The following is a 19,852-nucleotide window of genomic DNA, read 5'->3' on the forward strand; positions in this document are numbered from 1 at the left end:
TACTGACATATACGAAATTCGACGATTAAATCGTCCCGTCCCATGTTGAAACCTTTGTCGTACCATGTTCCGATTCGGCAAACCACCTCGATGTAACGGTTTTCGTTTCCGTAAAGAATTTATAGCCGTCTTTTCCGAGACAATGCAGGTCGCCGATAAAAGAATCTTTATGTCCCGAAAAGGGAAACATACCGACGGGAACGGGAATTGCAACGTTGATACCGACCATCCCGCCGTCCGTATGCCGGGCGAATTCCCGCGCATAATATCCGTTTTGCGTAAAAATAGCCGATCCGTTGGCAAACCTGTTTTTATTCATCGCCGCCAGTCCCTCTTCAAACGAACGGACTCGTTTTATGCACAATACCGGCCCGAAGATTTCGGACTGCCCCACAGTCATATCGTTCGAAACATTATCCAAAATCGTCGGTCCCAGATAGAATCCGTTTTCAAATCCGTCCGGTTTGCAATCCCTGCCGTCGAGGACAAGCGTAGCGCCCTCTTTAATACCCCTATCTATCCAGTCGATAACGGATTGACGATGCTTAGCGCTTATGACCGGCCCCATATCGGTCGTTTTATCGTATGCCGGCCCGACCTTTAATTTTTTGGCTAAAGATACGAGTTCGAAAACCAACGCGTCCGCTACGGCATCGTGTACGACAACGACCGGAAGCGCCATGCAGCGTTCGCCGGCGCAGCCGTACGCCGCATTGATAATAGCGGCCGCGGTTCTTTTTACCGGTACGTCATCCATAATCAAAGCGTGGTTTTTCGCTTCTCCCTGAACTTGCACACGTTTCCCCGCCTGCGCCGCAACGGAATAAATATGTTTTCCGACATCGGTCGTACCGACAAACGAAACCCCTTTGATTCTGGAATCGGTCAATAATATCTCCGCTTCATTCCTCGAACACGTAACAATATTGAGCACACCGTCGGGTAATCCCGCTTCTTTGTACAATTCGGCAAAGCGGAGCGCGCTTAACGGAGTAACGGAGGACGCTTTTATAACAATCGTATTGCCGCACGCTATGCAGATCGGAGTCATCCATCCCATAGGTATCATCGAGGGAAAATTAAAAGGAGCAATTCCTGCAAAAACGCCCAAAGGATGTCGATACGATACCGTATCAAAGCCCGACGATGTATCCATAAGGCTTTCACCCATCATCAAAGAAGGAGAAGCGATAGCCTGCTCGGTTCCTTCTTTCGCTTTTAACACATCGCCTTCCGCTTCAAACCAATTTTTTCCGTTTTCAAACGCCACCAAATGCGTCAGTTCTTCCATATTTTGAATAATCAATTCACGAAGTCTGTACAAGATTTGCGTGCGTTTTAAAACGGGCGTTGCCGACCAATCTTTATAGGCAGCATGTGCGGCGGCTACGGCAGCCGTCACTTCGTCTTTCGTACACTGCGGAATCCGAGAAATAACTTCTCCCGTACTCGGATTATATTGTTCGATATATGTACTCGTCTTCGACTCTACGAAGTGTCCGTTGATAAAAGGTTTAACGATTTTTACGTTTTCCATAAAAGCTCCCTTATTGATATCCTCTCCTATATTGTATGCTCTTCCACAAAATCAATTCGGTTGCACAATCGGGAATTTCGGGGAGCGCCCGCTCAAAACGTCATCGACGGCAATCGCACACGACATTGCCATAGCTTCTCCCGCTTCATCCGTCAGCGCGGCATTGTGCGGCGTCAAAATGACATTCGATAATTTCAATAACGGATTGTCGGCTTCAGGCGGTTCCTTTCCGAATACGTCCAACGCCGCCGACTTGACTTTGCCGCTCTTTAAAGCGGCGGCAAGATCCGATTCGTTGACGATTCCGCCTCTCGCACAATTAACGATAATGACACCGTCTTTCATTGTGTCGATAGAATTTTTATTTATTAAATTATCGGTTTCGGGTGTAAGCGGAACATGTACCGTAATGATATCCGCAGCTTTAAAAACATCCGCAAGAGAGTTTTGCCACGAAACAAAATCAGGAAGCGTCTTCGGCTTATAAATATCGTACGCAAGGATTTCCATACCGAAACCGTGCGCGGCTATTTCCGCAACCTTACTTCCGATCGCTCCCATTCCGATGAGCCCCAATTTTTTGCCGGAAATTTCCACACCGTGTACTTTATTTCTGATCGCAAAATTACCGCTGCGGATTTCGCTGTCGAACGTCGAGAGCATCTTCGCCGCGCCGAGGATAAGCGCGATCGTATGCTCGGCGACCGATGTAACGTTAGCGCCCTTTGCAATCGTAACCCACAATCCCTGCTTTTTTGCCTGTTCCAAAGGCAGATTATCCACGCCGACTCCGTGCCGAGCTATGATTTTCAGCTTCGTGCCTGCCCGTATCACCTTTTCCGAATATACAGCCGTCCTCGCGATCAAAGCGTCGGCCGTCGGAATCTCCCGTAATAACGTTTCTTCATCAAAAGCGGGACCGACTTGAAGCTCATAGCCTTTTTGAGAAAGAAACTCTTTCGCTTTCGGATGGATATCCTGCGGAATTAAAATCTTATACATAATCACTCCTTTTCATTTTTTTACAATTTATTCAGTACAGCGCAAAATCGGCGCTGCAAAAATCGATAAAACCGTTTTTTATCGTCATAACCGGCACGATGAGCTTATTCGCCTCATACGGGACTTGTGCAAAATCCAAATGAACGTGCTTGCGCTCTTCTATTTTGAATATCGTAACGTCGGCCTGCATACCGCTTTGCAGCAAACCTATTTTCCTGCCCATTTTCATTAAACGAACGGGAGCCGTCGTTACGGCATGGATTATATCCGCTAAGGGCATACCCAATGACAGATATTTCGACATAACAAACGGCAAGCTTTTCGCGTACGGAGAAAAATTAACCTTGTCTGCAGTCAAATCGGAACTGATAATATCGGGATAAAAATTCTGTTCCAACGCGGAGCGGCACACATTGATCGAAAAATTTCCCATACCGTTACACGAATCGAATATGACGCCTCGCTTTTTTGCATCGAACATCGAGGACTTTACTTTCCCGTCATCCGCCAAAATAGTGTTGCCCCGTCCGTGATAGCAATGGCAAAAAACGTCATCCTTCCGCAAAGTGTCTGCGATTTCCGCCATGTCGCACGGCGGATCGGTCGTGTGAACGCAAACGTTCGTTTCGATATCCTTCGCAATATTCACGACATCTTTAAGATCCTCGAGCGTATCGGCAATCCCCTTGCTGAAACGAATTTTCAATCCCAAAAGCGTGTCGGGGAATTCCCGAAACAGACGCCGTATCTCTTCAACTTTATAAAACCGCTTGTTGAAAATTTCAGTGATATTGTCATCGATTTGCCCTGCGCCGTAAACGTTGAGATAGCATTTAATATCGAGAGAACTCGCCCGTATGATACCGTCGTTGAAAATTCTGAAATTCGCACAACCCGCAGTTCCCGCATCGACGGCAGACGTGACGCCGGTAGATACCAATACATCGGGATTGATCGCCAAGCCCGATCCGCCGTAGAAAATATGACAGTGAAAATCCACCCAACCCGGTGAAACGAAATGCCCGCTTGCGTCGATTTCTTTGACGATGGAATCGTCCTTTTCGGACACGTCGATTATAATTCCGTTTTCAAGCAAGACATCCCGTTTTGTAAGCGCTTTCGTCACCGGATCGACAACCGTTCCGTTTTTTATCAAAAGCTGTCTTTTCATACTACGCGATCCTCTCTTTTTGTAGAGCTACGATCAAACGATACCCAGCAAATACAGAATATACGCTACGCCGAAAGCAAAAAGCGGTATAAGACACTGCGATACAAACGTGTATTTATAGGTATTTACCATTTCCGTATTTGCAACGCTGTTTGCCAACACGACGCCTGAAGCGTGCGGCATCGCGTCGAGTCCCGCAGAAGCGATCGCCGTCATACGATGCAAAACGGCGGGATTGATTCCGGTATTTAAAAAATGCTGACCGAGCGTTTCCATAAATATCCGCAATCATCCGGAAGACGATCCCGTAATAGCGCAGATGACATTGATAGAGATAAACGCCAGTAAAAGCGGACTCAACGGTAAAGCCAGCAGCCAATCGACGGTTGTTTTAAATGCCGGAGCCGCTTGAACGACGCCGCCGAATCCCATAATCGAAGAAGTTATCATCAGCGCGGACAGCCCGTTCGCACAACCGGCACCGATAACGTTGTTGACATTAAATCGCTTATAGAACAATGCGACGGCGACTAAAATAGCCAGCGTCATGCCGATAACGGCGACAAAAGTCGCTTTCCACGCAGGACACAGCGATTGAATGATAAAAATAGAACCGAGCAAAACGATGAGGGGTAAAAATGCCGCCCACGTTTTCGGTTGATCGACGTTTTTTTCTTCCGTAAATAAATCATTGGTACCCGGCTGAAAATGCATTCCTTTTGCACGGCAACGCTTTGCCACATACGTATAAAAAAGGAAATCCATCGCAAAGATAAAAACGGAACATATCGTCGCCATGATCGGAGCCGCATAAATCGTCGTTCCGAACGTTTCCGTCGGTATAAGATTTTGAACGGACGGGACGCCGGGGCCGACGGACATGCCGACGGTCGCAGGCAGAGCCAGCAATAAACCGGGGAAGATCTCTTTCGGCAGATCGGCTTCTTTAAACATGGCGATACAGATGGGATACATCGTAAACGCAATAACGAAAACACCGATGCCGCCGTACGACAATATGAGCGTCGTAATCAAAATAGCCAATATGACGTTTTGTTTGCCGATTTTTTTTACGACGGCATTTGCGATGGTAAGCGATGCCCGGCTGTCCTGCATTATTTTCCCGAAAATCGCACCCAAGACGAACATCAACATCCATGAACCCGCAAAATTTTTAAAAGAATTTGCAAAACTTACGGAAAAGGCGTCCCACACATTCATCCGGCTGGTTACGATAACGACCAGCGACGAAACAACGGCGACGATCGTCATATGCCAGCCTTTAAAAATCATCCAAACGACAAGTACAACCGCTAAAATAATCCCAATAGCGCCCAACATAGAAAACATCCTCTGCAGTTAATCGTATATGCCTTTCATAATCTCAGCGATCTTTAGAGCATTAGTCGTCTCTCTCATCATCTTTTGACGTTTTTTTTCCACTTCGCTTATTTTTTTTACGTTGGCTAAAACCTGTTCGATTGCTTCCGACGGAAATTTAACCGCACCGTTTTCATCCATGTGAATGATATCGTTCGGTGCCACATACATACCGCAGATATCGACGGGAACATTGATCGCTTCGATTGCAAAGGGTCCGTGCCCCGCAGTTACTCCGGTAAGCATGTATTGGATATTCATAGGGCGTATTTCATCGACGTCGCGAGAAGGTCCGTCGCTCAACACACCAACTACTCCCATCGATTTAAAAGCCGTCATCATATTTCCGCCCAATAAGCCGTTGATTTTTTTTATTTCGGGCGGAAAATTTTGTTTTATCGCCAAAATGACAGGCTCTTTTACTTTGCTTAATGCGGCCAATACATCTTTAAACGTTAAACGGTTATAGGAAGAATCCGGCATACCGTACACTACGGTCACGGCAACTCCGGTCCTCGGCCCCAGATCGGGAAACATACATTTCAACGTTTCGTCCGTATACCAATGACCGTTCCACGGGTGATACAGCCCCAAACAGCTGTCCGTTTTCTGCGGGTAAGTCGCAACGGCATTGGTGATGCTCGGCGTATCGTACGCTTCCAATTCTTTTAACAGTTTTTCCATCGTTTTATCTCCCGGGTAAAAGACCTGCAATTTTCATCTGTTCCCGCATAAGGTTCAGCACCGATTCGTCCGAAGGCAAACTGGGCAGATAGGGAAGCCCTACGTCCTGCCCGTTCAAATTCGCATAATCTTTCGTTCCGACGGGGAAACTCGCTTTGTCCAACAAAAGGCGCAAGGGATTTAATGCACGCTGGAACTCCAAGGATTGCCGTATATCTCCCTGCTCATAGGAACGGTAAATACTGCAAACGAGTTCCGGAAATATATTTGCCATTGTCGCAACGGCGCCGTGTCCCCCGTGCACGAGGGTTCCGTATATCAACGTATCCTTTCCGCCGAGCACTTTAAAAGGAGTATGCAGCGTCCGCCGTATCAATTCGCTTGTAAGCGTCATATCGCCGCTTGAATCCTTAATTCCGACGATATTGTCACAGCGCTCGATCAGTTTTACAACCAAATCCGCCGTCATACCGTAACCGACACGACCGGGATTGTTGTAAAGCAGCATGTCCTTTCCTTTGATCGCATCCGCAATGGAAGAAAAATGATTTAACAATTCTTTTTCATTCGGTTTTAAAAACATCGGCTGCAAAACGGAAACCGCCCGAGCTCCGAGCGAAAGCGCTTTTTGTGCCAGTGCAATACATTTTTTCGTACCGATAGCTCCGATACCGAAATATACGGGCACCCGTTTTTTAGCTTGATCGAGGATAATCTCCAATCCCCTGTACTGCTCATCCTCTTCGATTACATAAAATTCCCCGTTGCTCCCGAAAGCCAAAATGCCCGAAACGCCGCCTTCGATAACAAAATCGACCTGCTTTCGTAATTTTTTTTCGTCGATTCTTTCATTTTCATCGATCGGCGTTAATATCGGCGGAATAATCCCCTTGATGTAATCGGTTGTCATTTTTTGCTCCTCATTGCGACATTACGATTCGATACGTAAATCGTTATTTTTTCTTATACGATGCCTTCAGTTCGTCGCTTATATCCATATAAATCTTTTCCTGATTTTTCAGGAATTCGATCGTATCCTTCGTATCTTTATACAGCGGCACTTGCGAATATGCGTTCCGAATTTGATCTTCATATTCTTTGTTTTTTGTAACGATGTTTTCACATGCTTTGCTCATCTTTTCGATTATTCTGGGATCCGTCCCTTTTACCGCATACAGCACGTAAACCGGATCGAATTCGCCGTTTACCCCCTGCTCTTTTACGGTCGGGTATTCAGCCAATGTCGGATGCCGTTCCGACGCGCAATTTCCAAGCACTTTAAATTCGCCGGTTTTGATATAGTCCGCAATATTCGGCATACCTGCCAAAATGATATCCAAGTGATTTCCCTTCAGCGCGACAACGCGGTCGGAAGCGGAACCCGATGAGACAAGATTAAATTTGGCACCCGCTTTTTCAAAGACGACCGCCATATAATTCGACGTCGCACCGGGATTGACGCCGAAACGATATTTTCCGGGATTCTTTTTTGTCTCTTCAATCATGCCTTGAACATCGTTTGCAGGAAAATCGGAACGGACGGTAACGAATTCTCCCGTTCCCTGTCCGAACGCGCACACGGGATCCAAATCCGGCCAACCTTTTTCCGTAATGCCGAACGCTTTTGCCGTATGCAGCGGAACGTGATTCATGTAAAATTTATATCCGTCATTCGGAGAATTTACGACGTCTTCCGTTGCGATCGAACCTCCGGCACCGGTGATGTTCGTAACGACGACAACGACTCCTATTTCATCTTTTAAGTATTTTGCCAATGTGCGCGCGTTGAAATCGGAGTCCCCGCCGGCAGACATTCCGCATACAAGCTGTATGGATTTTTTCGGCCAGTCGAGTTTGCCGGCCGCTTCCGACTTTTTGGAGCAAGCTCCGAATACTATCGTGATCAAAAAAAATACCGCGAATAAAAAGAATACTCTGTTTTTCATTTTGTCCTCCTGACTGTAAAATATTTATGTAACGTGTGATGTCCTATTTATTAGACCTCTTTATTTGCTTGTATATGGAAAATACCAAAAATAAAAATGTTAAAAGTATAAATATTCCGGAGATAGGGCGCAATAAAAACGGAAGGAATCGATCATTGGTCATGGAAAGCCCTCGCCTCAAATTCATCTCAAGCGTTCCGCCTAAAATAAATCCCAAAACCAGCGGCGGCAGCGGGAAATCGAGTTTATTTAAAAAATATCCTATGATTCCGAAAAAGATAATCGCACCGACATCGAAAATTCTGTTGTTCGTACCGAATGCGCCGATAACGCAGAGCACGACGATCAGCGGCATCAGTATATTTTTGGGAACCGTTAAAACTTTTACAAAAGCTCGTATTCCCAAGGTTTCGACGATGAGCATCAAAAAGCTCGCGATCAGCATAAAAATAAAGATCGCGTACATTAGATTGCCATGGGTTTCAAAGATAAGCGGCCCGGGTATAATGCCGTGTATCATCAATCCGCCTAAAACCATCGCCGTCGTAGTATCTCCCGGTATCCCCAAAGTCAACAGAGGAATCATAGCGCCGCCTATCGTTGCGTTATTTGCCGTTTCCGACGCCACGAGACCGCTTATCTCTCCTTTGCCGAATTTTTCGGGGGTTTTGGATTGCGATTTCGCTACCGTATATGCGATCAAATTTGAAGTTCCGCCGCCTATACCGGGCAGGATTCCTATCCCCAAGCCGATCATCGCCGATCGGAACGCATTACCCAGCTGCCGGATAAACTCGGTCATCGTGATACCGAAACCTCTCATTTTGACTTTTGGAATATCGAGCGGCTGCTGCAGCGTGCTGTCCGTACAAGTATTCAATACTTCGGAAATCGCATACAAGCCCACCAATACCGTCAAAATATTAAAACCGGATTTCAGCGTTATTGTGCCCAACGTAAAACGCGGCATACCGACTACGGGATCCATGCCGACCGTCGACAATATCAAACCCAAAACGCCCGTCATCAAACCCTTAATCATATTTTCAGACGACAGAACGACGATGAGTACGACCGAAAAAAGAGCAACGGCAAAATACTCTTGAGGACCGAATTTGATCGCCAATGAAGCCAATACCGGCGATATAAAAATAAGAGCGACGATACCTATCAACGTACCGACGAATGAAAATAAAATGCCCACGCCCAAAGCCTTATCGGCTTGCCCCTTAAGCGCAAGCGGCCTTCCGTCGAAACAGGTCGCAACGGAAGAAGGGGTTCCCGGTATATTAAGCAAAATCGCCGAAATCAAACCGCCCGATATACCGCCGATATACAAACCCATCATCGTACCCATGCCCTCGGTTGTCGTCAGGCTGTAGGTGATCGGCAAAAAAATCGCTATCGCCATAGTCGCGGAAAGGCCCGGAATCGCGCCGAATATTATCCCGACGATAACGCCTATAAAGACCCAAATCAAACTGAGCGGGTTATTAAAAATTACGGAAAGACCTGAAAGGAGCATCGCACGCAACCTCCTAAAGATTAATAATGCCGCTCGGCAAAACCAAAGTAAAACATCGGGTAAAAACAATATAGATTATTGCAGTGGATAAAACCGAAATACATAAAAAGAGGCCTATGCGTTGTATGCTGTATTTTTCCTTTGGCGTCAAAACGAGTGTTTGAGCGAAAATATAACATACCGTCATAAGCGGGAAACCCAAAACATTCATCAATACGACATAGGCAATCAACAGTACAAAGGTTAAGATTATACGGATTCTTCCGCTTTTATTGATCGCTTTCCGAACGACGTCGTCCCCGTCTTTGGTATCTTTTTCGGTAAAATCTTTAATTATTAAAACTATGCTCAGACAAACCAATAAGCAAGCCAAAAGCCGCGGGAAAAAAGTGGAATTGATAAATTTATCTTCCAGAATATTGATGCGATGTGACAAATAATAATAAAAAGCCGCAAAGATAATCATAAAAATCGCTATGACGGTATCTTTATGTCGTTTTATATATGTATTCATTTTTTTGCCTTACATTTGTCTGTCAAAATCATTTTCCTATCTTTACGTTCGTTATCTTTTCATAGTATTTTGCAAGCGCACTGTGATCGTCTTTTTCAAAGCCGTCGGCTTTCAGCGCCTGCATCATTTCCATAACTTCGGCGGTAAGCGGAACAGGAGAAGTCACCGCATGCGCAGCGTTGAGCGCGTTCGTCAAATCTTTGATATGGAGTTCGATTCTGAAACCGGGCTTGTAATCGTGCGCGAGCATCATCGGCGCTTTTGCGTTCATAACGGTAGAACCCGCAAGACCGCCCTTTATCGCTTGGAACACGAGTTCGGGGTCGACGCCGGCTTTGCGCGAAAACATCAGCGCTTCCGCGAGAGAGGCGATATTGCAGGCGACGACGATTTGATTTGCGAGCTTTGCGACGTTTCCCGCACCGAGCTCTCCGACATATACGACCGAGCCCGCCATCGCTTTGAGCACGTCGAAGTAGGTATCGAACAGCTCTTTTTTTCCACCGACCATAACCGACAGCGTGCCGTCTATCGCCTTCGGTTCGCCTCCCGAAACGGGAGCGTCGAGCATATCGACACCGAGCTTTGCAAGATCGGCTCCGATTTTGCGGCTTTCAACGGGATCGATAGAGCTCATATCGATGAGGATCGAGCCTTTTTTCACCGTTTCCGCGATGCCGCCCTTGTCGAAAACGGCCGCGCGCACGTGCGGAGAATTCGGTACCATCGTGATAATGACGCTGCATTCTTTCGCAACGGCAGCTCCGTTTTCCGCAGCCTTTGCCCCGCAGCCTACAAGTTCGGCGACTGCGTCTTTATTGAAATCGCATACGACGAGTTCATGTCCTGCTTTGATAAGGTTTTTGCTCATCGGTTTGCCCATAATACCGAGTCCGATAAATCCTATTTTCATCGTCTTCTCCTATCGCGGCATTCTAAAAAACAGTTTATCAAATAAAAAATCGTAATCGTTTTGTATATTTAACACAAAAAAATATATAATACTATTATATTTTTGTCAATATGATTTATAAAAAATTACATAAATATCACTGTTTATATAAATTAAATTTATTTTTATATGATATTTACATACATTTTGATAAAAAAATGCATATTTTTGAAATATTACTGCTCTATTTCACCGAATTTTCGCTTGCGTACACGATGCGGAAAAACCGAAACTCGCTTCGTATGCATGAGGATATGTAAGAAAGTGCTGATTAAAACGAGGATTACAATTCTATTACTTTTTCTTCGATATCATCCCATTATGAGATCGGCGGGGATCATATCTTTAATTTCGGGCGTAATACGCTGCCGATTGTTTAAAATAAGATTTACACTTTTAAGCGAAATGCCGAGAATCTCGGCCAGGTCTTCCCGATTCCAGCCGAGTTCTTTCATCGCGTCTTTAATGATGTCTCCGGGACCAGGATTGTAAAACGGTTTTACTATTTCAGGCATATCAATTCCATTACGTAATAATGATATCCAAAATCCGCAACCGCTTTCCGCCCTTACAGCGCGTCGAAAAAGCCTTTAGCCTTCAAGAGTTCCGCGTTCAAAATACCGCCGAGCGCGGCACCGCGTTTCGTATTGTGACTCAGCGAAACGAATTTTACGTCGAACACGTTGCACGGTCGGAGCCGTCCGATAACGCAGGCCATGCCTCCTTCGGTTTCGCGGTCGCGCCTCGGCTGCGGGCGGTTTTCTTCGGAGCGAAGCACGATCGGATGAACGGGCGCGGACGGCAGCTGCAATTCCTGCGGAAGCGAGCGATAGCTCTTCCACACGCGCGCGATCTCTTCGATCGAAGGTTTTTTCTCCTGCGGTACATCGAAATCGAGGTTTACGCAGGCGGTGTGTCCGTCGACGACGGGAACGCGCGTACACGTCGACGATACGGCAGGACCTGCCGCATTGACGATTTCGCCGTCTTTGACCGAACCGAGTATCTTCAAGCATTCGCGCTCGGTTTTTTCTTCTTCGCCTCCGATAAACGGCACGATATTGTCGATCATATCGAAGGACGGCACGCCGGGGTAGCCCGCCCCGCTGGTCGCCTGCAGCGTCGTCACGATCATGCGCTTGATCGGATAGCCCGCCTGAATGAGGGCGTGGATCGGCATCATATAGGTTTGCAGCGAACAGTTCGGCTTTACGACGATAAAGCCCTTGTCCCAGCCGTAATGCCGTTTTTGAAACGCGATCACGTCGAGGTGCGCCCAGTTGATCTCCGGTACGAGCATGGGTACGTCGCTCGTCCAGCGGTTTGCGCTCGCGTTTGAAACAACGGGAATGCCCTCCGCCGCATAGCGCGCTTCGAGCGCTTTGATTTCGTCTTTGCTCATTTCAAGCGCGCTGAACACGAACGCGCATTTGCCGAGCGCACGCGGCGCGTCGTTCGCATCCTCGACGGTAAGCTTTGCAACGCCCGAAGGGATATCCGCTCCGATGAGCCAGCGGTTTGCGACCGCTTCTTCGTACGATTTGCCCGCAGAGCGCGGACTTGCCGCAACATAGCTCACTTCAAACCACGGATGATTTTCAAGCAGCGCGATATAGCGCTGACCGACCATGCCCGTTGCACCGAGCACGCCTACCGGTATCTTTTCCATAACAATTTCCTTAATAATTTTATTCGTCAAATGTAAGTTCGGCGGAGCGCAACGCACGCCTTACAATCCGCACGATGCAATCCGTGCGTTATAATCCGCACGCCGAAAGCGCTTCTTCGATAATCTTTTTCGCCTCGTCGTGCACATCGACGAGCGGCAAACGCACGCTCCCCGAAGGCAAACCTTTGACACGCATCGCATATTTTATCGACGTGGGATTTCCGTCGACAAAGGCCGCTTTGAAAAACGGCAGCAAGCGATAATGAATTTTCCGCGCCGCTTCATAATCGCCGGAAAGAGCAGCTCTTACCATTTCCGAAACGAGAGCAGGCGCCGCATTCGAAACGACCGATACGACGCCGTCGCCGCCGCATGCGATGAGCGGAAGCGTCATCGCATCATCCCCGCTCAGTACGGCAAAGTCGGGATGCTTCGATTTAATCGTGTCGATAACGTCCGTCATCTGAGAAATGCTGCCGCTCGCTTCTTTGACGCCCGCGATATTCGGCAAATCCGCGATGCGCGAAAGCGTCGGCGTATCGATGTTTTTTCCGGTGCGGCCGGCGATATTGTACACGAGGATCGGAATGCCTACGCGAGAAACCGCTTCAAAGTGCCGGAAGATGCCTTCGGATGAAGGCTTATTGTAATAAGGAGTTACGACGAGAGCGGCATCGGCACCCGCTTTTTTTGCGCGCTCCGTATAGCGGACGGCATCGCGCGTATTGTTGCTGCCCGCGCCGAGGACGACGGGTACTTTGACGCTCTTCTCTTTTTCGAACGCACGCACTTCTTCCATTACGACATCGATGATACGCTGTTCTTCGTCTTCATCGAGCGTCGGCGTTTCGCCCGTCGTACCGAGCGGCACGAGTCCGTCGATGCTCTCTTCCATTTGAAAACGGAGCAGCTTTCGATATCCGTCATAATCGATCGAACCGTCTTCCTTTATCGGCGTAATCATCGCCGTAAATGCACCGCGTAACCGTATCATAATCGCCTCGCATTTTCGAATGATGAACGCATTATCGCACGTTTATGCGTTTTGAGCAATGCGCACGAACCTTTGCCTTGCGCTGTGCGCAGTGAGGTATGCGCACGGCTTGGACTTGCACGCTTACTGTTCGAAACCGCGTAAATCGTTTATACTGTACCAATGTTCCGTTTGTATGTGGAAAGAAAGCGCGGTTTTCAAAATGAAGCCGAAAGAATCAAATCGGAAATCGTTCATTTTTTGCGGATTCCGAGCATTACGGGCGTGCGGTACTTGAACCGCTACGACGTCGAAAATATTTCCGACGAAGAAGCGAAAGAGGCGGCGCATCGAATTTTTTCCGAACCGCAAAGCGACGAGTGTACTTTCGATGCGCTTCCGCTGCGTCCGGGCGAAACGGCGATCGCGTGGGAATACCTCCCCGGTCAATACGATCAACGCTCCGATTCCGCAGAGCAGTGTCTTTTGCTCTTGCGCGCAAGCCTTCCCGAAAAAAGCCGCGGTACGAAGCCGCCCCGTGTGCGGTGCGCAAAGGTCGTCCTCCTTTCAGGCGCGGTGAGCGCGCGCAACATCGAGCGCATTCAAAACTATCTTATCAATCCCGTCGATTCGCGTCTTGCAGAAGACGCCGTCCCCGACACGCTCGAATTGAAAGCGGCTCCCCCCTCAGACATTCCGTCCGTTGCGGGATTTATCGGCATGGACGAAAGAGAACTCGCCTCTCTTCGAAAGCGCATGGCGCTTGCAATGGATGCGGCCGACGTCGCGTTCATGCAGGATTATTTTAAAAAGGAAGGACGAGATCCGACGGAAACGGAAATCCGCGTGCTCGATACGTATTGGTCGGATCACTGCCGGCATACGACGTTCCTTACGGAATTGACGGACATTAAAATCGAAGACGGCGCATACGCTCCGCTTTTCGCTTCGTCGCTTGAAACCTATACCGATATGCGCGTCGACGTGTACGGAAAAGCGGAAAAACCCGTGACGCTCATGGATATGGCAGTCATCGGTGCAAAGTATTTGCGGAAGCACGGCAAACTCGACGATATGGAAGCGTCCGAAGAAAACAATGCGTGTTCGCTGTTTATCGACGTGCATTATACGACGGACAAAGACGGAAAACCGCTCTCTCCCGATTCTCCGGGCGAAACGGAAAAGTGGCTGCTGTTATTTAAAAACGAAACGCACAATCATCCGACGGAGATCGAACCTTTCGGAGGAGCTGCGACGTGTATCGGAGGGGCGATCCGCGATCCGCTTTCGGGAAGAGCGTGGGTATACCAAGCGCTCCGCGTAACGGGAGCTGCCGATCCGACCGTACCGATTTCCGAAACGATTCCCGGAAAACTTCCGCAGATGAAGCTGTGCAGGGAAGCGGCTCAGGGATTTTCTTCGTACGGTAATCAAATAGGGCTTGCGACGGGACAAGTCGCGGAATTGTATCATCCGGGCTATGGGGCAAAGCGCATGGAATGCGGGGCGGTCATCGCCGCTTCTCCCGCGGACTCCGTTGTCCGCGAAAGACCGGAAGCGGGAGACGTTGTCATTTTGCTCGGCGGCGGTACGGGACGCGACGGTATCGGAGGCGCGACGGGTTCGTCGAAAGTGCACACCAAAGAATCGGTGACGAGCGCGGGTGCGGAAGTGCAAAAAGGCAACGCCGTCGAGGAACGAAAGATACAGCGCCTTTTCCGCAATAAAAAAGTGAGCTTGATGATACGCCGTTCGAACGACTTCGGCGCGGGCGGTGTGTCAGTCGCGGTCGGAGAATTGGCGGCGGGGCTCGACATCGATCTCGATGCGGTGCCGAAAAAATACGACGGCTTAAACGGCACCGAGCTTGCAATTTCCGAATCGCAGGAACGCATGGCGGTCGTCGTACGCGAAAAGGATGCGCGCGCTTTTATCGACCTTGCGGCGAAGGAAAATCTCCGTGCGGTCGTCGTCGCAAAAGTGACCGGCACGAATCGCCTCGTCATGAAATGGCGGGGCAAAACGATCGTCGATCTTTCCCGCGATTTTCTCGATGCTGCCGGCGCTCCTCACAAAGCGCGTGCGTACATTGAAAACCCCGCGCTGCCCGAAACGTCGCCGCTTGTCCGCCCGCTCGAAACCGTTTCAAAAAAATTGCCCTCATCGCTTTCGGATGCATGGCTTGCAAATATAAACGATTTGGCCTGCTGTTCCGAACGCGGCCTTTCCGAACGCTTCGACGGTTCCATCGGATCCGCAACCGTTTTATTTCCCTTCGGCGGAAAATATCAGCGTACGCCCGAAGCGGCTATGGCGGCAAAAATACCCGTCGCCTCTCCGCGTGAAACCTCGACGGCGAGCATGATGTCTTTCGGCTTCGATCCCTTCGTCGGCGAATGGAGCGCATGGCACGGCGCCCAAACGGCGGTGCTTTCCTCCCTTGCAAAAATCGTGTGTATCGGCGGAAACGCCGCTTCGTGCCGCCTGTCGTTTCAAGAATACTTCGGCCGCGCCGTCGATGAAAAGACGTGGGGCTATCCTGCAGCGGCTTTACTCGGCGCGCTCGACGCGCAAAAGAAAACGGGCTGTGCGTCGATCGGCGGAAAAGACAGTATGAGCGGCACTTTCGAAAATATAAACGTTCCGCACACGCTCGTGTCGTTCGCCGTAACGCACGATGAAGCTGAGCGAGTGACGAGCGGTTCGTTTAAAAAATCGGGGAACGCGATCTATTTCGTCGGCACTCCCTATTCGCCGCTCCTTGCTCCCGATTTCACCGCATTTATGCAAAATGCCGCAATCCTCTATCGCTTGAACGCATCCGGCGCCATACGCGCGATGTATCCCGTCGGTTCGGGCGGCATCGCGGAAGCTCTTACGAAGATGATGATGGGAAACGGTATCGGAGGACGCATCGATGCCGTGCCGCTTTCGTTTACGAGAGCGCACATACCGGGCGCGAAAGCGTCTTCGCTCGATCTCTTTACGCCGCAATACGGCTCGATCATCTTGGAAGCCGCCCCCGAAGCGGAAAGCGAAATCGATAAGGCGGGTTTTGTTTCCGGTACGATTGTTAAAATCGGCAAGACGATATGCGAAAGTGAAATCGTCGTCAAAGACGAACATGCGGGAATTCCGCACACGAAGATTTCGCTTTCGGATGCCGAAAAAGCGTGGGAATCGAAACTCTCAAAGGTATTTCCTCCCGTATCCGAAAGCTCCGCTCCGCCTGCGCTTCCATCCTTTGCGCTCGCCGCACATCCTTCGCTTGCCGATTTGAGGAGCTGCGTTTCGCTCGGCAAAAAAAGCTTTGCCGCTCCGACAAAAAAAGTGCGCGTACTCATCCCCGTTTTTCCGGGAACGAACTGCGAATACGATATGGCGCGCGCGTTCGCCGTCGCAGGAGCCGAAACGAAGATCGCAGTCTTTGCAAACAATACTAACCGAGCCCTCGAAGAGTCGCTCGAAACGCTTGAGCGGGAATTGAAAGGCGCGCAGATTTTAGCGCTTGCCGGAGGATTTTCCGGAGGAGACGAACCCGACGGTTCGGGTAAATTCATCGCGAACGTTTTGCGCGAAGGGCGCATCGCAGAGCAAGTGATGCAGCTTATTAAAAAGAGGGACGGTCTCATCCTCGGCATCTGCAACGGTTTTCAGGCCCTCATCAAAACGGGGCTTGTGCCTTTCGGTGAAATCCGCACGATGACCGCCGATATGCCCACCCTCACGTTCAATACCGTCGGGCGCCACATTTCGCGCATCGCCCGCACGCGCACGGTGAGCGCATTGAGTCCGTGGGCGTTCGATGCGTCGGTTATCGACGAGAGGGTACACTTGATTCCCGTTTCACACGGGGAAGGCCGCATCGTTGTCGCCGCATCGCTTGCGGAACAGCTTTTCGCTTCGGGACAAGTGTTTTCGCAATACGTCGATGCTCTCGGTGTGCCTGCCGTAACCGAGCCGGACAATCCGAACGGCTCTCTCTTTGCAATCGAAGGGCTTACGAGTCCCGACGGCCGCGTGCTCGGTAAAATGGGACACAGCGAGCGCACGATCGGCATCGACGGAGGAGGCGCTTCGCGCGACCTCATCAAAAACGTCGCAGGCGATCCGCTTGCAAACGAATATGAAACATCCTGCCAAAATATCTTTGCGGCGGGAGTAAGATATTTTAATAATTAATAATATGGAGTGTATGATGTTTAACAAAAAGATAAAACCGATAATCGGCGCTTTGGCGATCGCAGTGTTTTTTACCGGCTGCTCCGTTTCCGCAAAAGCCGGCAAAAACGGCTGGTACGTCGATTACGATGAAGCAAAAAAAGCCGCGCAGAAAAAAAATAAAAATCTCCTCATCTTTTTTTCCGTGGTCGACAACGACGAGGAGAGCCGGACGCTCAAAGAAAAAGTGTTCGATACGAAAGAATTCGTTTCCGCGCTTTCGAAGCGTTTTATCCTCGTCAATTTGGATTTTTCGGCCTCACTCTCCGGCGATGACGAAGATCAAAGCGAAAAAGGGAAAAAAGAGGCGGAAGAGCGGCAGCGGAAAATCGACTACATGGGGTACATCGCCTCTCTCTATAACGTCGATTCCATCCCTTCCGTTTTTCTTGCGACAAAAGAAGGCTACTGTGCGGCGAAGATTGAAGCTTCCGATGAAGATGCCGCCCCCGAAGCGTATATAAAGCTCATCGGAAGCAAAACGGCCGATCTCGATAAAATCAATACATTGGCTGATGCGGTGCGCGCGGCGTCCGGAGTTGAAAAAGTGCGTGCGATCGATGCGCTCTCGGAAGCGACGGATGATACGCGGCGCATGCTTTTGGCCGATCTTTTCCGCACGATTTCGTCCCTCGATCCGAATGATGAAACGGGACTTGCCGGCAAATATATTTTACTCACGGCCGTTTCCGATGCGTCGACATTTTATATGCAGCGCGATTTCGCTCCCGCGATTCAAGCACTCGCTTCGGCCGCCGAAGACGAACGTCTCAGTGCATCGGAGCGGCAGCAGGCGTATTATTACGCAGGCGAATTATTAACGACGACCGGCAGTACCGATTACAAAGCCGTCTTCGATTATTTTCAAAAAGCCTACGACGCGGATCCCGAAAGCGAATATGCTCCGCGCATAGCCGAAATGCTTGTCGCTTTAAAGGAAGAGATCGAACGAATTGCCGGCGACGGAAAGCAGCGATAAATCATGGAAAACAAACCGCCCGATAATCCTGCAACCGTCGTTTTACTGATCGCCGCGGCTGCCGTTTTAATAACGCTGTCCGCGCTCTTTTCGATTTCCGAAAGTTCGTTCCTCGGGATGAACAAGCTTCGGCTCCGCATAAAGCGCAAAAACGGAGACAGAAGCGCGCTTCGAGCCGCAAAGCTCCTCGAAAAAAAAGACGTGCTCATCAATTCGCTCCTCGTCGCAAACGATCTCGTGAACATCCTCCTTTCCGCGATCCTTACCGCCGCCGCAATCGCGCTCTTCGGAAAAAACGGCGTCGGAATCGCAACGTTTACGACAACCGTTCTTTTATTGATTTTCGGAGAGATAACTCCCAAAGCGGTTTCAACGCGCCACCCCGATGTGTTCGCGTATGCGCTTTCGAAATTCGTCTCCGTCACCGTTTTTATCTTCAAACCGATTTCGATCGCGTTTACAGCCGCAGCTCACGTTATTCTGCATTTGTTCGGCGTGAGTACAAAAAAGCCCGACCGGTCGTATACCGAAGAAGAGATCAAAACCTTTATCGCCGTCGGTGCGGAAAGCGGCGCGCTCGAAAAAGACGAAAATGCGATCATGAACCGCGTTTTCAAATTCACCGATTTGGAAGCGCAGGATATCATGATTCCGCGTACGAAAATCGTCGCCGTATCCGATAAGGCAAGCTGGCGCGACATCATCGAAAAAGCCGAGCGATCGCGCTTTTCGCGCTTTCCCGTCTATCGTAAAGACATCGACGATATCGTCGGCGTCCTTTACATAAAAGATTTGCTCGCGTACAAAGAAAAGGCGGATGCGTTTTCCGTGCGGACCGTCATGCACGAACCGATTTTTATCCTCGGTACGAAAAAGATGTCGTCGGTGCAGGAAATGCTCCGCGAAAACCGTCAGTCCCTTGCGATCGTCGTTGACGAATATTCGGGCACCGACGGCATCATCACGCAGAGCGACATCGCCCGCGAAATTTTCGGCATAACCGATTCGAATGCGAGCGGACGCGGGCATTTGCCTCCGGTAAAAATCGAAGACACGTCCGACTTCGTAACCGGCGGCGATATGCTGCTGAGCGAAGCGCGGGAGCTGCTGCACGTGCCGTTTGCATCTGACATAAACGAAACGCTCGGCGGCTGGATCACCGAGAGGCTGGGGGATATGCCGCGCGCGGGAGACTGCATCGAATACGAAGGGCTGCGTTTTACCGTGCTTTCGATAAAAGACCGAAGAATTAATAAAATCCACGTAAAGCGTCTTTCAGGCGATGACGGAGAGGAATGA

General features: G+C 49.5%; 17 protein-coding genes. 3 read left to right on the forward strand and 14 right to left on the reverse strand.

From position 1 onward, the window contains the following. Nucleotides 1–25: 25 nt before the first annotated feature. The 14 genes from HMPREF0860_RS04330 to dapA form a co-directional block, all read right to left on the reverse strand. Complete coding sequence (locus HMPREF0860_RS04330) at nt 26–1,537, reverse strand: CoA-acylating methylmalonate-semialdehyde dehydrogenase (protein WP_021330812.1); 1,512 nt, start codon at nt 1,535–1,537, stop codon at nt 26–28. 51 nt (nt 1,538–1,588) lie between these two features. Beyond that, nucleotides 1,589–2,539 carry a hydroxyacid dehydrogenase gene (locus HMPREF0860_RS04335; RefSeq protein ID WP_021330619.1) on the reverse strand — a complete coding sequence of 317 codons (951 nt, stop codon included), beginning with the start codon at nt 2,537–2,539 and terminating at the stop codon, nt 1,589–1,591. A gap of 31 nt (nt 2,540–2,570) precedes the next feature. Then, nucleotides 2,571–3,710 carry an amidohydrolase family protein gene (locus HMPREF0860_RS04340; RefSeq protein ID WP_021330691.1) on the reverse strand — a complete coding sequence of 380 codons (1,140 nt, stop codon included), beginning with the start codon at nt 3,708–3,710 and terminating at the stop codon, nt 2,571–2,573. A 33-nt stretch (nt 3,711–3,743) separates the two neighbouring features. After that, on the reverse strand, nt 3,744–3,986 hold the full coding sequence (locus tag HMPREF0860_RS04345; RefSeq protein ID WP_021330695.1) for a hypothetical protein: 243 nt from the start codon (nt 3,984–3,986) through the stop codon (nt 3,744–3,746). Between the two features lie 12 nt (nt 3,987–3,998). Further along, the gene (locus HMPREF0860_RS04350) at nt 3,999–5,051 is read right to left on the reverse strand and encodes a GntP family permease (RefSeq protein WP_021330627.1); all 1,053 of its coding nucleotides are present in this window, start codon (nt 5,049–5,051) and stop codon (nt 3,999–4,001) included. Nucleotides 5,052–5,069: 18 nt separating this feature from the next. Continuing rightward, nucleotides 5,070–5,774 (reverse strand): RraA family protein, encoded by a 705-nt coding sequence (locus HMPREF0860_RS04355; protein ID WP_021330823.1) that lies wholly within the window; start codon nt 5,772–5,774, stop codon nt 5,070–5,072. A gap of 4 nt (nt 5,775–5,778) precedes the next feature. Further along, nucleotides 5,779–6,684, reverse strand: a complete 906-nt coding sequence (locus HMPREF0860_RS04360; RefSeq protein WP_021330717.1) for a dihydrodipicolinate synthase family protein — start codon at nt 6,682–6,684, stop codon at nt 5,779–5,781. A 43-nt stretch (nt 6,685–6,727) separates the two neighbouring features. Continuing rightward, nucleotides 6,728–7,720, reverse strand: coding sequence for a tripartite tricarboxylate transporter substrate binding protein (locus HMPREF0860_RS04365; protein ID WP_021330643.1), 993 nt, complete (start codon nt 7,718–7,720; stop codon nt 6,728–6,730). Between the two features lie 43 nt (nt 7,721–7,763). Further along, the gene (locus HMPREF0860_RS04370) at nt 7,764–9,245 is read right to left on the reverse strand and encodes a tripartite tricarboxylate transporter permease (protein ID WP_021330728.1); all 1,482 of its coding nucleotides are present in this window, start codon (nt 9,243–9,245) and stop codon (nt 7,764–7,766) included. Nucleotides 9,246–9,258: 13 nt separating this feature from the next. Continuing rightward, on the reverse strand, nt 9,259–9,759 hold the full coding sequence (locus tag HMPREF0860_RS04375) for a tripartite tricarboxylate transporter TctB family protein (protein WP_021330640.1): 501 nt from the start codon (nt 9,757–9,759) through the stop codon (nt 9,259–9,261). 28 nt (nt 9,760–9,787) lie between these two features. Beyond that, entirely contained in the window at nt 9,788–10,672 is an 885-nt protein-coding gene (gene garR, locus HMPREF0860_RS04380; protein ID WP_021330821.1) for a 2-hydroxy-3-oxopropionate reductase, read from the reverse strand. A 350-nt stretch (nt 10,673–11,022) separates the two neighbouring features. Further along, nucleotides 11,023–11,226, reverse strand: a complete 204-nt coding sequence (locus tag HMPREF0860_RS04390; protein WP_021330730.1) for a helix-turn-helix transcriptional regulator — start codon at nt 11,224–11,226, stop codon at nt 11,023–11,025. Nucleotides 11,227–11,279: 53 nt separating this feature from the next. Then, entirely contained in the window at nt 11,280–12,380 is a 1,101-nt protein-coding gene (asd, locus tag HMPREF0860_RS04395) for an aspartate-semialdehyde dehydrogenase (RefSeq protein WP_038081264.1), read from the reverse strand. Nucleotides 12,381–12,468: 88 nt separating this feature from the next. Continuing rightward, on the reverse strand, nt 12,469–13,374 hold the full coding sequence (gene dapA / locus HMPREF0860_RS04400) for a 4-hydroxy-tetrahydrodipicolinate synthase (protein WP_021330612.1): 906 nt from the start codon (nt 13,372–13,374) through the stop codon (nt 12,469–12,471). 162 nt (nt 13,375–13,536) lie between these two features. Between dapA and HMPREF0860_RS04405 the strand changes: the two genes are divergently transcribed. From HMPREF0860_RS04405 to HMPREF0860_RS04415, 3 genes are read left to right on the forward strand one after another with little or no spacing between them, the layout of a single operon-like run. Next, the gene (locus HMPREF0860_RS04405; RefSeq protein WP_021330745.1) at nt 13,537–17,535 is read left to right on the forward strand and encodes a phosphoribosylformylglycinamidine synthase; all 3,999 of its coding nucleotides are present in this window, start codon (nt 13,537–13,539) and stop codon (nt 17,533–17,535) included. A 4-nt stretch (nt 17,536–17,539) separates the two neighbouring features. Continuing rightward, nucleotides 17,540–18,553: a thioredoxin family protein gene (locus HMPREF0860_RS04410; RefSeq protein ID WP_081670746.1), complete on the forward strand. Its 1,014-nt coding sequence runs from the start codon at nt 17,540–17,542 to the stop codon at nt 18,551–18,553. 3 nt (nt 18,554–18,556) lie between these two features. Beyond that, nucleotides 18,557–19,852, forward strand: a complete 1,296-nt coding sequence (locus tag HMPREF0860_RS04415; RefSeq protein ID WP_021330604.1) for a hemolysin family protein — start codon at nt 18,557–18,559, stop codon at nt 19,850–19,852.

The sequence above is a fragment of the Treponema socranskii subsp. socranskii VPI DR56BR1116 = ATCC 35536 genome (assembly GCF_000468115.1).
In the GTDB taxonomy this organism is placed as follows: domain Bacteria; phylum Spirochaetota; class Spirochaetia; order Treponematales; family Treponemataceae; genus Treponema_D; species Treponema_D socranskii.